We start from the raw sequence: 15,849 nt of genomic DNA on the forward strand, positions 1-15,849 counted from the left end.
ACTACAACGATTACGATAAATGGGGTGGAATCATGGCGGAAACAGAACAAAAAATTTATGACGTCATCATCATCGGGGCAGGACCTGCTGGGATGACAGCCGCACTTTATGCATCACGTGCGAACCTTTCGACATTGATGATCGAACGAGGGATTCCGGGCGGTCAGATGGCGAACACAGAAGATATCGAGAACTACCCAGGATACGATAGCATCCTCGGACCAGATCTCTCGCAAAAAATGTTCGACCACTCGAAAGCATTCGGCGCAGAATATGCGTACGGAGACGTTCGAAGCATCGAAGACGGTAAAGCATACAAAACGATTCATGCACACAACAAAGATTACTACGCACGGGCGATCATCATCGCGTCTGGTGCACAATATAAAAAAATCGGCGTACCGGGTGAAGAAGAGCTCGGCGGTCGCGGTGTCTCGTACTGTGCTGTCTGTGATGGCGCGTTCTTTAAAGAAAAAGAACTCTTCGTCATCGGTGGAGGCGACTCTGCGGTGGAAGAAGGCGTCTACTTGACACGCTTCGCGAAAAAAGTCACGATCGTACACCGTCGTGACGAGCTCCGCGCTCAAAAGATTCTTCAAAAACGTGCGTTCGATAACCCGAAAATCGACTTCATCTGGAACCATACGGTCAAACAGATCAACGAACAAGACGGGAAAGTCGGCGGCATTGAGCTGATCAATACAAAAACAGCTGACGTAACGACGCATCCAATCGATGGTGTCTTCATCTACATCGGGATGAACCCGATCACTGGTTACGTCCAAGATCTCGGCATCTTGAACGACCAAGGTTACGTCGTGACGAACGAAGCGATGGAAACGAACATCAAAGGGATCTTTGCTGCTGGTGATGTGCGTGAAAAAACATTGCGCCAAGTCGTTACAGCAACAAACGATGGTTCGATTGCAGCGCAAAATGCACAGCATTTCATCGAAGCGTTGCTTGAAGAATTACAAGAATCCTCACACGCATAATATCGAACCAGTTTCATTGAAGGAGACTTCAGTGAAGCTGGCTCTTTTTTTATGATATACTGAGAAAGAAGTGAAAAATACACACGGAACTGTTGTCTGGAGGGCGAAAAGATGGAACAGAATCAACCGCAACTTGTCATCATCACGGGTATGAGTGGGGCTGGGAAGACTGTCGCAATGAACAGCTTTGAGGACTTAGGCTATTTTTGTGTCGACAATCTACCCCCGACGTTATTGCCGCATCTCATCGAAGTCATCGGACAAGTGCGTCCTAAAATCGCCGTTGCCATCGATACCCGCGCGCGTGATTTCATCGACAGCTTTTTTGTCGTCTATGAGGATTTAAAGAAAACGGACTTACAAATCCGAATGCTGTATCTTGATGCACGAAACGATGTCCTCGTACGTCGTTACAAGGAATCGCGTCGTTCGCACCCGCTCGCACCGACAGATTCCCCATTGATCGGGATCGAACGTGAGCGGACGTTGCTCGAAGGATTCCGTGATAAGGCACAGATGCTGATTGATACGAGTGACATCAAGCCGCTTGCACTGAAAGAGCGTCTCTTGAAGGAGTTCACGGAAGGCACGCGGATTCCGTTCACGGTCAACGTCATGTCGTTCGGTTTCAAACACGGCTTACCGCTTGATGCCGATCTCGTCTTTGACCTGCGCTTCTTACCGAATCCGTTCTACATTCCAGAGCTGCGTCCAAAGACGGGACTCGACGAGGAAGTCGCGTCATACGTCATGCAGTGGCCGGAAGCGAAGCTGTTCTATAAAAAACTCGTCGATTTGCTCGAGTTCCTGATTCCACAATACGAGCGGGAAGGGAAGTCGCAACTCGTCATCGCCCTCGGTTGTACAGGCGGGAAACATCGCTCGATTACGTTCGCGGAAGCGATTAGTAAAGAATTTGCGACGCAGTATCACATCGAGACGAATCACCGGGATTATGTGCATGCGAAGGAGGAGAAGTGATGAAATGGGAACGTAAAGTCGTCGCTGTCGGTGGCGGGACAGGACTCTCGACGCTTCTTCGTGGACTGAAGCATTATCCGCTCGACATCACAGCCATCGTCACGGTCGCCGATGACGGGGGCAGTTCTGGTCGTCTGCGGACGGAATTCAACATGTTGCCGCCGGGCGATATCCGAAACGTCATCGTCTCCTTATCGAAGTCGGAGACGTTGATGGACCGAATCATGCAGTACCGGTTCGAGACCGGTGAAGGATTGCATGGTCATTCGCTCGGAAATTTGATGTTGACGGCAGCAACCCAGCTCTGTAACGGTTCGTTCGTCGAAGCAATCGGCGTCATGGGACAATTGTTGAACGCAGAAGGAAAAGTCTATCCAGCAACGGAACGGACGATCACGTTATGTGCCGAGTTCGAGGACGGGACGATCGTCAAAGGCGAGTCGTTGATCCCGAAGGTCGGAAAGAAAATCGAACGGATCTTCCTCGAGGAACAAGACGTCCGTCCGGTACCGGAAGCGATCCAGGCGATTCTTGATGCCGATGTCATCGTCCTTGGTCCGGGTAGTCTCTATACGAGTATCATCCCGAACGTCCTGATCGATGAGATCCGGGAAGCGATCCAACAATCGCTAGCTCCGGTCGTCTATATTTGTAACGTCATGACGCAACCTGGCGAGACGACGGCGTTCACAGCGAATGAACATTTAGCGGCACTTGAACGCTTCCTCGGACAAGGCGTCGTTGATACGATCATCGTCAACAACGAATCGATCGATGCGAGTTACCTGAAGAAATACCAGAAGGATCACGCTGACATCGTCACCTATAATGAAAAACAATTCGAGCTCGCTGGCGTTGAAGTTCTAGCAGACGATATTGTCGATTACAATCATCACTTCATCCGTCATGACTCAGATGCCGTCGCAAGCCTCGTCATGCGAAAGGTGTTGTCGATTCGACGGATGCGTCAACTCGAAGGAAAGGAGGAGCTGACATGAGCTTTGCCTCAGAAGTCAAAAAAGAATTAACGCAGATTCCGATCACCGATCACGAGATGAAGGCGGAACTCGCGGCACTCGCTCGGATGAACGGTGCGATCTCGTTCGGTCTCGGACGTGGTCTGACACTCGATATCTCGACCGAGAATGCTTCGATTGCTCGTCGGATCTACTCGCTTTTGAAAAAAGCATACGGAGTCCATCTCGATCTGCTCGTGCGGAAGAAAATGCGTCTGAAAAAGAATAACGTCTACATCGTCCGCGTCAAACAACAGGCGGATAAGATTTTGCAAGACCTCGGAATCCTCGGAGAGGGGTTCACGATGATTCGTTCAATCAGTGATACGATCCTCAACGATGAACGAAAAGCACGGGCGTATTTACGAGGGGCGTTCCTCGCCGGGGGTTCGCTCAACAATCCCGCGACGTCATCGTATCACTTGGAGATCTTCAGCTTATATGAAGAACATAATGCAGCGCTCCGTGGTCTATCGAACGTCTTTGATTTGAACGCGAAAGCGATCGAACGAAAAAAAGGACACATCCTCTACATCAAGGAGAGCGAGAAGATTTCCGATTTCCTCAAGCTCGTCGATGCGACACAATCGATGCTGCGGTTCGAGGACGTCCGGATCTTAAAAGATATGCGTAACTCGGTCAACCGTCTCGTCAACTGTGAGACAGCGAACCTCAACAAGACGGTCGGTGCGGCATTACGCCAAGTCGAGAACATCAAGTTCCTTGAGCGGACGGTCGGACTCGATGTCTTACCGGATAAGTTGAAGGAGATCGCGATCTTGCGCGTGACACATCAAGACGTCACGTTACAAGAGCTCGGGGAGATGGTCGAAAGCGGCTCCATCTCAAAATCAGGGATCAATCACCGGTTGCGGAAGATTGATCAAATCGCTGAAAAAGTACGGAATGGAGAGTCGATGACAGGGGCCTTATAAGAGGGTCGCTTGCGGGATGAACCATAGTCTACTATAATATATAGTCGATGCAACTAAATGTTCGAATTAAGGAGTTTTTGAAATGGCTAACGAAAAGAAACGTATTTCGCTGACAGTCGATGCGAAGTTTGATGAAGTGTTAACAAAAAAAGCGAAATCAATCGGTGTACCGAAAAGCACACTCGTTGCGTTCGCAACATCTTTATTCCTGAAACAATTACAAGCAGAAGAAGAGCTTTCGCCACATGCGAATGCGATCTACTCGCTGATTCGTGAAAACCACGATATCGTTTCAGACATCACAGACTTGATCGACTGATCATCGACCTCTCGTTCTATAAGGAACGGGAGGTTTTTTTGTATGCAACGATAAACGACAAGACTTTATGGATACAAAAAAAGTGCCTCCCGAAGGAGACACTCTGGATGACTTATGCACGTTCCATGACGCGGTCGATGAGACCGTAATCAGCAGCAGCTTGTGCTGACATAAAGTTGTCACGCTCTGTATCGCGTTCGATGACTTCAAGTGGTTGTCCTGTGTTTTCAGCCATGATTTTGTTGAGGTGCTCACGCATTTTGATGATACGCTCCGCATGGATTTTGATATCCGATGCTTGACCTTGTGTACCACCGAGTGGTTGGTGGATCATGATTTCAGCGTTTGGTAACGCGAAACGTTTTCCTTTTGCGCCTGCTTGGAGCAAGAACGCACCCATCGATGCTGCCATACCGATACAAATCGTTGAGACTTGTGGCTTGATGAAGTTCATTGTATCGTAAATCGCCATACCGGCAGTGATCGAACCACCTGGGCTGTTGATATAAAGCGAGATTTCCTTATCTGGATCTTCTGCTGCTAAGAACAGAAGTTGGGCAACGACTGAGTTGGCGACGTTGTCGTCAATCGCGCTCCCGAGAAGAATGATGCGGTCTTTTAGCAAACGTGAGTAGATATCGTAAGCACGTTCCCCGCGGTTTGTTTGTTCGATGACTGTTGGAATTAACATAGTCTTTGCCTCCTTATAGTTGGTATGTAGCTTCCTATTCGACTTATCCTTATCATAATCCTTTGGTCAATATTGGTCAAAAGATACGATGCGACTTTTAGGTATTTTTCCATTACAAGGGTAAATGAAACATATCAATATAGAAAAAAGGCAACGCCATTGCTGGCATTGCCTTGTAGTTGAATAAATGGTACACCCGGAGAGATTCGAACTCCCGACACCTGGTACCGGAAACCAGTGCTCTATCCCCTGAGCTACGGGTGCATCTGATGTACTGAACAATTAATAGTATAGCGACATTTTTTCAGAAAAGCAATAGGGAAGGATGACTTTTCTTTTCCTGAGCGGTTCGAGAAAGGTTCAGAGCATGTTTTTTAAAACGTTTCTTCTATAATAAGAAGTGGAGGAGGGGGAATCGATGGATCAACGCCAGGAACAGACGCAACAGATGACGTTATCGGCGTCACAACAGTATCAGTTACATGTGCTTGAGCAACCAGCAGCTGAGCTCGAGGAGGAATGGCGACGGTTAAAACGACGTTTGCATCGTCATTACCCGAATCAGGTTTCGCTAGAGGTCGAGCAGATGGCAGGACATTTGGCTTCCTACGAAGACGAGCTTCTTGCACAAATACGTTTAGAATCAGTCAGACAGGAAATAGGATATATGGCGGAACAACTCATCGTGTATTTAGAAGCGGACGGTTTATTGCGGACATCGGACGAGCAGCTCGCTGCATCCTTCTCGACCGATGTCGCAACGATTACAGAAGCACGGACACTCTTACAACAATGTGAACCAGTCGGCATCGCTGCCCGCTCGGAGCGCGAGTGCCAATGGTTACAGGCGATCGAGCTAGACGACGCGGAATTGATCGGACTGACGGATCGGTTGCGACATGAACCGGCGAGTCAGGTATTCGCTCAGTTCAGTGAACAGGATCGAGCGCGATTGCGAAAACGACTGACAAGGCTGAGCCGGACACCGGATCTTCCTAAAGAAGAACGATCGGTCATGGCAGAAGCGCGGATTCACCTGTTAGATGCAAAACTTCAGATCGACTGGATGACACTCGACACGGATCAGACGTGGCTCGGATTAAAAGAGGCAACGCCTTTTTTGCGCGCGTACGAAAGACGTCGCGTCACGATGCATGCCATCCTCTCGGTTTTGCTTGAGCGACAAGAACGCTGGTTCAAGGGAGAACTGCATCTTGAGCCATTGACGAAAAAACAAGTCGCTGAGGCAACGGGACATCATCCGTCGACGATTGGTCGAGCGATTGCTGAGAAGTATGTCGAGACGGTCCATGGTCTCGTTGCTTTAGAAGACTTGTTCGTCTCACGGACGACAAGCGGAGATTCGAGTTTTTTGATTAAACGGCGGATCGCCGAATACATTCAACACAGCGACCGTCCGTTAAGTGATCAGCAATTGACGGATCGCCTGCAAGCAGACGGTCTGACAGTCGCGCGACGGACGGTCGCGAAGTACCGGGCAGCGCTTGGTTTAACGAAAAAAACGATGCAGCAAAGGAAGGCGCAATCAGAATGGGATTAAAACGACACAGACACTTAACACTCTATTCACGTCCGGGATGTACGCTATGTGAAGAGGCCGCCATCTTACTCGACTTCGTACTCGATGAGTTTCCGGAATGGACGTTCGAGGAAGTCAACATTGATCAGGATGAAGCGCTCAGTCTACGGTTCTTATATGAGATTCCGGTCGTCATGTATGACGAGGAAATCTGGAGTTATGGCAAATTCGAGACGGAAACGATAAGAAACCGCTTACTTCAAAAAACTTGAGAAACGAGACTTGCAAGGCGAGAAACGGACTGTTATGATAACGGTGTACCAAGTGGGACACGTTATGACATGCGGGACAGAAAGCGTCCAGCTACTTGAGAGGAGAGGGAAATACATGATTCGGCAGTTAGTCCAGATCCAAAAACGAATCGTGCCTGATCTGATCGAAGAAATGCAGACACGCTACGACATCCTTCATTACGTACGACTGATGCAACCGATCGGACGACGTACGCTTGCGACAAGCCTTGGCTTGACGGAACGCGTCTTACGGCGGGAAGTCGACTTCTTGAAGCAGCAAGACCTCCTAGAGGTCGCGACGCAAGGGATGTCCTTGACGGATGAAGGACGAAACGTTCTTCGCAGCATGCACAGCATCATGGGAGAACTCGCAGGGATCTCGGACATGGCAAAAGCCTTGAAAGAGAGACTCGGAGTACGGGACGTCGTTATCGTACCGGGTGATTCCGATGAGACCTTCTGGGTACAACGAGACATGGGGCGGGCGACCGTCGCACGACTCAAACGAGAGCTTTCTTCAGACCATCACAATACGATCGCTGTCACAGGCGGTACGACGATGGCTTCCGTCGCGGCGATGATGTCGCCAGACAAGGAACACCGTCCGATGACGTTCGTTCCGGCACGCGGAGGACTGGGAGAAACGCTCGAACTACAAGCGAACACAGTATGCTCACGGATGGCGTCACGCGCTCAAAGTGATTATCATCTGCTTCACATCCCGGACATGGTCAGCACAGAGACGTTCGTCAAGATGATTGAAGAGCCGAGCATAAAAAATGTGCTTCAAATGATTAAAGGTGCTTCAATCGTGGTACATGGAATTGGTGAGGCGAAAACGATGGCAAAACGTCGTCGCGCGTCTGAAGATCTCCTGACCCGACTGGAACATGAACAGGCAGTAGCGGAAGCATTCGGATATTACTTCGACCGAAACGGGAACATCGTGCACCGGGTCAAGACGGTTGGTCTTCAACTGGCTGACTTGAAGCAAGTCGAACACGTCATCGTCGTCGCAGGTGGTCATTCGAAGGCAGAAGCGATCAACGCCTATGTCAAACAGTCGCCAGACATCATCCTGATTACGGATGAAGGCGCAGCAGCTTCGATTTTGAAAGGGTAACCCCCTTTTGAATAATAGATAACTCGCTTTACATTAAAAGGAGGAAAATTATCATGGCAGTAAAAGTTGGTATTAACGGATTTGGACGTATCGGACGTTTGGCACTTCGTCAAATTCTTCAATTCGATGGAATCGAAGTAGTCGCGATCAACGACCTTACAGACACTAAAATGCTTGCACACCTTCTCAAATATGATACGACTCAAGGTCGTTTCGACGGCGAAGTTGAAGTACACGACGGTTACTTCCTCGTCAACGGTAAAGAAATCAAAACACTTGCTAATCGCAACCCAGAAGAACTCCCATGGGGCGAGCTCGGTGTTGACATCGTTCTCGAATGTACTGGTTTCTTCACAGACAAAGAAAAAGCTGAGCTTCACTTGAAAGCTGGCGCTAAAAAAGTCGTTATCTCTGCACCTGCAACTGGCGACATGAAAACAGTCGTCTTCAACACGAACCACGAAATCCTTGACGGAACTGAAACAGTTATCTCTGGTGCTTCTTGTACTACAAACTGTCTCGCGCCAATGGCTAAAGTTCTCCAAGATCAGTTCGGAATCGTTGAAGGTCTCATGACTACGATCCACGCTTACACTGGTGACCAAAACACACTCGACGCTCCACACCCTAAAGGTGACTTCCGTCGTGCACGTGCGGCAGCAGCAAACATCGTTCCTAACTCAACTGGTGCTGCAAAAGCAATCGGTCTCGTTCTTCCAGAACTTCAAGGTAAACTTGACGGATCTGCACAACGTGTACCAGTCGCTACAGGTTCACTCACTGAGCTCGTAACTGTACTCGACAAAAAAGTTTCTGTAGAAGAAGTTAACGCAGCAATGAAAGCAGCTGCTAACGAGTCTTACGGTTACACTGAAGACGAAATCGTTTCTTCTGACATCGTTGGTATCTCTTACGGATCACTCTTCGATGCAACACAAACTAAAGTCATGACAGTCGGCGACAAACAACTCGTTAAAACAGTTGCTTGGTATGACAACGAAATGTCTTACACTAGCCAACTCGTTCGTACACTCAAACACTTCGCAGAAATCGCTAAGTAATTCGAGCAATTAAATAGCAATTGAATAAGAGCGGAAACGATATCAGTCTCCGCTCTTATTGCGGAAAAAAGCGGGAGGGGCATTCGCCCCTCACTATACGTAAGAGACGGAGGACGAATGTATGAATAAGAAATCGATTCGCGACATCGATGTACAAGGAAAACGCGTATTTACACGCGTGGATTTCAACGTACCGTTGGAAGACGGTAAAATCACGGATGACACACGGATCCGTGCTGCACTCCCAACGATCAAACACTTGATCGACGGCGGAGCAAAAGTCATTCTCGCTAGCCACATGGGTCGTCCAAAAGGCGAAAAGAACCCTGAGTTCTCACTTGCACCAGTCGTAGCACGCCTCAGCGAATTGCTTGGTAAAGACATCAAGCTTGTTGAAGAAGCATACGGTCCAGTTGCAGAAGAAGCAGTCAGCAAACTCGAAAACGGCGATGTCGTCGTCTTAGAGAACGTCCGCTTCTACCCTGGTGAAACGAAAAATGACGAAGAGCTCGCTAAAGGATTCGCGAAACTCGCTGACGTCTTCGTCAACGACGCGTTCGGCGCAGCACACCGTGCACACGCATCGACAGAAGGTATCGCACACCATGTCGACACAGCAGTTGCCGGTCTTCTTATCGAAAAAGAACTTCAAGTTCTCGGTAAAGCTCTTTCTAACCCAGATCGCCCGTTCACGGCAATCATCGGTGGTTCGAAAGTTGCTGACAAAATCGGTGTCATCGATCACTTACTCGACATCGTCGATACGTTGATCATCGGTGGCGGCTTATCGTACACGTTCCTCACAGCTCGTGGTATCGAAGTCGGTACTTCACTTCTTGAGGTCGATAAAATCGACCAAGCGAAGGAATTCATGAAAAAAGCAGAAGAAAAAGGCGTTAAGTTCCTCATGCCTGTCGACTGTGTCATCACGAAGGAATTCGGAGAAGAAACATATGTCGGACCACGTGACATCACAGAGATCCCAGCAGATCACATGTCACTTGATATCGGTCCAAAAACGGTTGAACTCTATGCAGAGGCAATCAAGAACTCGAAACTCGTCGTCTGGAACGGACCGATGGGCGTATTCGAACTCGATAAATACGCAAACGGTACAAAAGGTGTCGCGCAAGCTCTTGCGGACAGCGATGCGTACTCAATCATCGGCGGTGGCGACTCAGCTGCTGCGGCAGAGAAATTCGGTCTTGCTGACAAAATGAGCCACATCTCTACAGGTGGTGGAGCAAGTCTCGAATTCATGGAAGGGAAAGCTCTTCCTGGTGTCGAAGCGCTAAACGACAAGTAATCTAAGTTCACAAGGGAGTGTTTCTCAATGCGTAAACCAATTATCGCAGGTAACTGGAAGATGAATCTGACGCTCAAGGATGCAGTCGCATTCGTTGAGGAAGTCAAAGGAGCTGTACCTGCTTCGACGACAGTCGACGCAGCCGTCTGTGCGCCATCAGTATTCTTGGCACACTTGACAGAAGCAGCAGCTGGTACGGATCTTAAGATCGGTGCTCAAAACATGTACGACAAAGAGAGCGGTGCCTTCACTGGTGAAATCAGCCCGCTCATGCTCAAAGAACTCGACGTGACGTACGTCATCCTCGGTCACTCTGAGCGTCGTGAGTACTTCGGCGAAACAGATGCGTTCATCAACAGCAAAGCGAAAAAAGCGTTCGAGCACGGTCTCGTTCCAATCGTTTGTGTAGGTGAAACACTGGAAGAGCGTGAAGGCGGCAAGTTCGAAGACGTCATCCGCGAACAGACAGCAAACAGCCTCAAAGGTCTTACTGTCGACCAAGTGAAAAATCTCGTCGTCGCTTACGAGCCTGTCTGGGCAATCGGAACAGGTAAATCAGCGACAGAACAAGATGCACAAGATTCTTGTAAATTCGTCCGTGACGTCGTTGCAGCTGAATTTGGTGCTGAAGCAGCAGAAGCTGTCCGTATCCAATACGGTGGTAGCGTCAAACCGGAAAACATCAAAGAATATATGGCTCAACCAGACATCGACGGCGCGCTCGTCGGCGGTGCAAGTCTTGAGACAGGATCGTTCCTCAAACTGTTGGAGGCGATTTAAATGAAAAAACGTCCAGTCGCACTGATCATCCTTGATGGTTTTGGTATGCGTGACGAGGAGTTCGGAAATGCCGTTACGGCGGCAAACAAACCGAACTTCGACCGTTACTGGGGTCAATACCCGCATACGTTGTTGAATGCGAAAGGTGAATACGTCGGTTTGCCTGAAGGTCAAATGGGGAACTCAGAAGTGGGTCACCTGAACATCGGTGCAGGTCGCGTCGTCTATCAATCGCTATCCCGAATCAACAACGCGGTCAAGGATCGCTCGTTCTTCTCGCGTCAAGCGATGAACGATGCGGCAGGTCACGTGAAGAAATACGGTTCAGCGCTTCATATCTTCGGTTTGGTCTCTGACGGTGGAATCCACAGTCACATCAACCACTTATATGCGGTGCTCGAATTCGCGAAACTTCACGAAATCGAAAAAGTCTACCTCCATGCTTTCACGGACGGTCGTGACTGCGACCCACAATCGGGCGCTGGTTTCCTCCGTGACGCGCAAGCGAAGATGGATGAATTGAATGTTGGACAATTCGCGAGTATCTCTGGTCGCTACTATGCGATGGATCGCGACAACCGTTGGGAACGCGTCAAGAAAGTCTATGACGTCATCACGTTCGGTGAAGGTCCAACGACGAAGGATCCAATCGGCATGGTTGAAGCTTCGTACAAACAAGACGTAACGGATGAGTTCATCGAACCAACTGTTGTCGTGCAGGAAGACGGTACGCCAGTCGCACCGATCCACGATAACGATGCGATCGTGTTCTTCAACTATCGTCCTGACCGTGCGATTCAGCTTTCGAAAGTCTACAAAGAAAAAGGTGGCTTCGACGGATTCGAAATTCCGGACAACGCACCGAAGAACCTGCTACTCGTCTCAATGACGAAGTACTCGGATGCGATTGATACGGACATCGTCTTCCCGCCTGAAGACATCAAGAACACGCTTGGTGAGACATTGTCAAAACAAGGTCTCAAACAGCTACGCATCGCGGAAACGGAGAAGTATCCGCACGTCACGTTCTTCTTCAACGGACAACGTGAAGAACCATACGAAGGGGAAGATCGGATCTTGATCCCTTCACCAAAAGTCGCGACATACGACTTGAAACCGGAGATGAGCGTCTATGAAGTCACAGATGCCCTCGTCGACGCAATCAACTCGGACAAACACGACGCGATCATCCTCAACTTCGCAAACCCGGATATGGTCGGTCACTCGGGTATGCTCGAGCCGACGAAAAAGGCGATCGAAGCTGTCGATGAGTGTCTTGGGAAAGTCGTTGACTTGATTCTCAGCAAAGGCGGCGCGGCAGTCATCACGGCTGACCACGGGAACGCGGATAAAGTCCTCAATGCGGACGGCAGTAAGATGACGGCGCATACGACAGAACCTGTTCCATGTATCGTGACGGTCGAGGACGTTGAACTCCTTGAACCACTCACAGGTGCACTCGCTGACCTCGCACCAACGGTCCTTGATCTCCTCGGAGCGGACCAACCAGCAGAGATGACTGGTAAATCGATCGTATTGAAAAAATAATCCCGTCGATCGAAGTAGCTACACCACATATTTCTTACACACAAAAGGAGCGAATTTAAATGTCAATGATTACAGAGATTTACGCACGCGAGATTCTTGATTCACGCGGTAACCCAACAGTAGAAGTAGAAGTTTATACAGAAGATGGCGGTTTCGGTCGCGCACTCGTACCATCAGGTGCATCAACTGGTGAGCACGAAGCAGTCGAACTCCGTGATGGCGACAAAGCACGTTACCTCGGAAAAGGTGTTTTGAAAGCTGTTGACAACGTCAACGAAAAAATCGCACCAGAAATCATCGGTTACGATGTCTTCGACCAGGCTGGAATCGACAAAAAGATGATCGATCTCGACGGTACGAAAAACAAAGGTAACTTCGGCGCTAACGCAATCCTTGGTGTTTCTATGGCTGCTGCACGTGCTGCTGCTGATGAGCTTGGTCTTCCACTTTACACATACCTCGGTGGATTCAACGCGAAAACATTACCAACACCAATGATGAACATCATCAACGGTGGATCACACGCAGACAACAACGTGGACTTCCAAGAGTTCATGATCATGCCTGTCGGTGCTCCAACATTCAAAGAAGCACTTCGTATGGGTGCTGAAATCTTCCACGCGTTGAAATCAGTTCTTAGCGGAATGGGTCTTAACACAGCAGTTGGTGACGAGGGTGGATTCGCTCCAAACTTGAAATCAAACGAAGAAGCAATCACAGTTATCCTTGAAGCAATCGAAAAAGCTGGCTACAAAGCAGGCGAAGATGTTTACCTTGCAATGGACGTCGCTTCTTCTGAGTTCTACGATAAAGCAGCTGGAACATACAACCTCGCTGGCGAAGGCAAAGTCCTTTCAACAGAAGAGCTTGTTGAATTCTACGCACAACTCGTTGACAAATACCCAATCATCTCAATCGAAGATGGCTGTGACGAAAACGACTGGGATGGTCACAAACTCCTTACAGATCGTATCGGACACAAAGTTCAACTCGTTGGGGATGACTTGTTCGTAACGAACACTGAGAAACTTGCTGAAGGTATCGAAAAGGGCATCGCTAACTCGATCCTCATCAAAGTTAACCAAATCGGTACGTTGACTGAAACATTCGACGCAATCGAAATGGCTAAAAAAGCTGGTTACACAGCTGTCGTTTCTCACCGTTCTGGTGAAACTGAAGATTCAACGATCGCTGACATCGCTGTTGCGACAAACGCTGGTCAAATCAAAACTGGTTCACTTTCACGTACAGACCGCATCGCGAAATACAACCAACTTCTCCGCATCGAAGACATGCTTTCAGACGTTGCTGTCTACGACGGAATCAAATCATTCTACAACCTCAAGAAGTAATTTCAGATTGATCGTTTGAATAAGCTATAAGGAAAACCTCCTATTCGTGTGATACGTACACACGGATAGGAGGTTTTTTGCATATCAAGCAATGTCAAACCAAAAAGTCGCTTTTGTCATCAAAACTATACTGAACTGTCAAAAAATTGATTCATCTTAGTAGATGACTAAAATGTTATACTCATAAATAAGTGCAAATTAAATAGTTATAGGCATTAATTACATCTTGCTCGATGAAGATGACAAATACGTCTAAAGGAGATACGATCATGCTAAATTCAGATTTAGATATCCGTTTAGAACCACGCATTCAAGAGTTATATCGACTACACAAGGAGCGTTCAGCTAATATTGACTGGAGCTACCACGAGTTCATTCCGTGGGATAAGGCGATGTCGTTCAAACGCGTTCCTTGGGACGAAAGCCAAGTCACGCTTCCGGAAGGTGTCATCGTCGCAATAGAGACAGCATTACTGACAGAAGTCAACCTACCGTGGTACACGTCGCACTTAGACTATACATTCAAGAACTCGATGGAAGTCATCAATGACTTCGTCCGGACATGGACAGCAGAAGAAGACCAGCACTCGAACTTACTCGAGACATATTTACTCGTCACGCGAAACGTCAATCCAACGCGACTCCATCAGTTAAGAAGACGTGTCGTTGAGAACGGCTGGTTCCCAGACTTCACGAATCCGTTAGCGACAATGGCATATACGTCACTGCAAGAGTTAGCGACACTCGTCTTTTACAACAACGTCGCGAAAATCGCAGGGGCACACGACAAGGACTTAGCAACGCTACTCCGTCGTCTAGCGAAGGACGAAGCGCTCCATTATGCGTTCTATCGTGACACGGTCAAAGCACACCTAGAGCTTGATCCGAACTTCATCGTCTTCTTCGAAGACGTCATCATCAACTTCTCGATGCCAGGTGCTGTCATGCCGGACTTCACGGAACGCATGAAGACGATTGCTGTTGATACGAACTATGGACCACTCCAATACTTCGACCAAGTATTAGACGTCGTCGTCAAATTCTGGGGCATCGCTGATTTAGAACCGACAAGCGAAGAAGCGAAACAATCTCAAGCGAACATCATGAAGTATCACGGACGTTTGAAGCGCATCAAGGAACGTCAGGAACGCCAACTCGAAAAAGCGAATCTCGACGTCTAAGGAGGCAATGAACATGAAGTGTGAAATCTGTGGAACTGAAACGAACAACCAAGTCAGTTACTTGGAACTCGATACGTGGGAATTCAATTCTCTGAATAAAGAAGCCAAAGACTTTTATCCGATCTGCTTTGATTGCTTCGATAAGCATACGAATCAGTTCATCGATCAGGAGATGGATCTCGAATTACGTAAAAAACGTTCGCAAATGGTCAACAAAGAAGTAGAAGCTGAAATCGAAGCGATTCTTGAGGTTGAGAATTAAGTCGTCTTTACCATACGTGAAGGGAAGTATGACCGGTAGTGCTTTGGCGCTATCGGTTTTTTATTATCCCTAAAAAAAGCAGTTATCTCTTGCTTCACATGTTTTGTGAAAGAAGAAATAACTGCTTTTAACATGAAGTCAGTCTTCGATGAATGTAACGAGATAATGATGAGCAGAATGAAGCGGTGCACGGGTCACGAAAAAGTCCGGGAGATCGACATCGATTCCCAATTCGCGCAGTGTATCGGGATCCAAACATTCCTGAATCAAACGTTTGATGTCTTGTAACAGTTCATCGTGCAAGTTCGCTTCCTTCGGAAAGGCACGTTTCGCGTCATCGCGCAACAATAGCACGATAGGTGGTAGACCTCGTAAGAGATCGACCTGAAGGGGCTGCTGATGACGTTCGAAATAATCATTCAGACAACTGACGACCCTCATCGAGTGTTCTTCTTTCATCCGATCC

At 48.3% G+C, this 15,849-nt stretch carries 16 protein-coding genes, 1 tRNA gene and 1 pseudogene; 15 read left to right on the plus strand and 3 right to left on the minus strand.

What is annotated here, in order from left to right; genetic code table 11:
• The first annotated feature begins 32 nt into the window (after window positions 1-32).
• The 5 genes from trxB to AYO36_RS02205 all read left to right on the plus strand — a co-directional run bounded on the left by trxB (window position 33) and on the right by AYO36_RS02205 (window position 4,246).
• Window positions 33-995 carry a thioredoxin-disulfide reductase gene (gene trxB / locus AYO36_RS02185; RefSeq protein ID WP_023469225.1) on the plus strand — a complete coding sequence of 321 codons (963 nt, stop codon included), beginning with the start codon at window positions 33-35 and terminating at the stop codon, window positions 993-995.
• Window positions 996-1,106: 111 nt separating this feature from the next.
• Window positions 1,107-1,976, plus strand: a complete 870-nt coding sequence (rapZ, locus tag AYO36_RS02190; RefSeq protein ID WP_050678698.1) for an RNase adapter RapZ — start codon at window positions 1,107-1,109, stop codon at window positions 1,974-1,976.
• Entirely contained in the window at window positions 1,976-2,974 is a 999-nt protein-coding gene (locus AYO36_RS02195; protein ID WP_035409984.1) for a gluconeogenesis factor YvcK family protein, read from the plus strand. The genes rapZ and AYO36_RS02195 overlap by 1 nt, the downstream gene beginning before the upstream one ends.
• Window positions 2,971-3,927, plus strand: coding sequence for a DNA-binding protein WhiA (whiA, locus tag AYO36_RS02200; RefSeq protein WP_023469222.1), 957 nt, complete (start codon window positions 2,971-2,973; stop codon window positions 3,925-3,927). The genes AYO36_RS02195 and whiA overlap by 4 nt, the downstream gene beginning before the upstream one ends.
• Before the next feature lie 82 nt (window positions 3,928-4,009).
• Entirely contained in the window at window positions 4,010-4,246 is a 237-nt protein-coding gene (locus AYO36_RS02205) for a hypothetical protein (RefSeq protein WP_023469221.1), read from the plus strand.
• Window positions 4,247-4,358: 112 nt separating this feature from the next.
• On the opposite strand, the pseudogene clpP reads toward AYO36_RS02205, so the two are convergent.
• Window positions 4,359-4,943 (minus strand): annotated as a pseudogene (gene clpP, locus AYO36_RS02210) (ATP-dependent Clp endopeptidase proteolytic subunit ClpP); the annotation flags it as partial.
• A 182-nt stretch (window positions 4,944-5,125) separates the two neighbouring features.
• A tRNA-Arg gene (locus tag AYO36_RS02215) sits at window positions 5,126-5,201 on the minus strand.
• 154 nt (window positions 5,202-5,355) lie between these two features.
• On the opposite strand from AYO36_RS02215, the gene AYO36_RS02220 reads away from it, so the two are divergent.
• The 10 genes from AYO36_RS02220 to AYO36_RS02265 all read left to right on the plus strand — a co-directional run bounded on the left by AYO36_RS02220 (window position 5,356) and on the right by AYO36_RS02265 (window position 15,383).
• On the plus strand, window positions 5,356-6,498 hold the full coding sequence (locus AYO36_RS02220; RefSeq protein WP_064299422.1) for an RNA polymerase factor sigma-54: 1,143 nt from the start codon (window positions 5,356-5,358) through the stop codon (window positions 6,496-6,498).
• Window positions 6,489-6,749, plus strand: coding sequence for a glutaredoxin family protein (locus AYO36_RS02225; RefSeq protein ID WP_064299423.1), 261 nt, complete (start codon window positions 6,489-6,491; stop codon window positions 6,747-6,749). The genes AYO36_RS02220 and AYO36_RS02225 overlap by 10 nt, the downstream gene beginning before the upstream one ends.
• A 115-nt stretch (window positions 6,750-6,864) precedes the next feature.
• Entirely contained in the window at window positions 6,865-7,893 is a 1,029-nt protein-coding gene (locus AYO36_RS02230; protein ID WP_082874150.1) for a sugar-binding transcriptional regulator, read from the plus strand.
• 53 nt (window positions 7,894-7,946) lie between these two features.
• Entirely contained in the window at window positions 7,947-8,954 is a 1,008-nt protein-coding gene (gene gap / locus AYO36_RS02235; protein WP_023469217.1) for a type I glyceraldehyde-3-phosphate dehydrogenase, read from the plus strand.
• Between the two features lie 121 nt (window positions 8,955-9,075).
• On the plus strand, window positions 9,076-10,260 hold the full coding sequence (locus AYO36_RS02240) for a phosphoglycerate kinase (protein WP_050678694.1): 1,185 nt from the start codon (window positions 9,076-9,078) through the stop codon (window positions 10,258-10,260).
• Between the two features lie 27 nt (window positions 10,261-10,287).
• Window positions 10,288-11,040, plus strand: coding sequence for a triose-phosphate isomerase (tpiA, locus tag AYO36_RS02245; RefSeq protein WP_064299424.1), 753 nt, complete (start codon window positions 10,288-10,290; stop codon window positions 11,038-11,040).
• Window positions 11,041-12,588: a 2,3-bisphosphoglycerate-independent phosphoglycerate mutase gene (gpmI, locus tag AYO36_RS02250; protein WP_064299425.1), complete on the plus strand. Its 1,548-nt coding sequence runs from the start codon at window positions 11,041-11,043 to the stop codon at window positions 12,586-12,588.
• 59 nt (window positions 12,589-12,647) lie between these two features.
• Window positions 12,648-13,940 (plus strand): phosphopyruvate hydratase, encoded by a 1,293-nt coding sequence (eno, locus tag AYO36_RS02255; protein ID WP_023469213.1) that lies wholly within the window; start codon window positions 12,648-12,650, stop codon window positions 13,938-13,940.
• 269 nt (window positions 13,941-14,209) lie between these two features.
• Entirely contained in the window at window positions 14,210-15,121 is a 912-nt protein-coding gene (locus AYO36_RS02260) for an acyl-ACP desaturase (protein ID WP_064299426.1), read from the plus strand.
• Window positions 15,122-15,134: 13 nt separating this feature from the next.
• Window positions 15,135-15,383: a hypothetical protein gene (locus AYO36_RS02265; RefSeq protein ID WP_230088506.1), complete on the plus strand. Its 249-nt coding sequence runs from the start codon at window positions 15,135-15,137 to the stop codon at window positions 15,381-15,383.
• Window positions 15,384-15,521: 138 nt separating this feature from the next.
• On the opposite strand, the gene AYO36_RS02270 is transcribed toward AYO36_RS02265, so the two are convergent.
• Complete coding sequence (locus tag AYO36_RS02270; protein WP_023469210.1) at window positions 15,522-15,842, minus strand: hypothetical protein; 321 nt, start codon at window positions 15,840-15,842, stop codon at window positions 15,522-15,524.
• Window positions 15,843-15,849 lie beyond the last annotated feature (7 nt).

The sequence above is a fragment of the Exiguobacterium sp. KKBO11 genome (genome assembly GCF_001644945.1).
GTDB classification, from domain to species: domain Bacteria; phylum Bacillota; class Bacilli; order Exiguobacteriales; family Exiguobacteriaceae; genus Exiguobacterium_A; species Exiguobacterium_A abrahamii.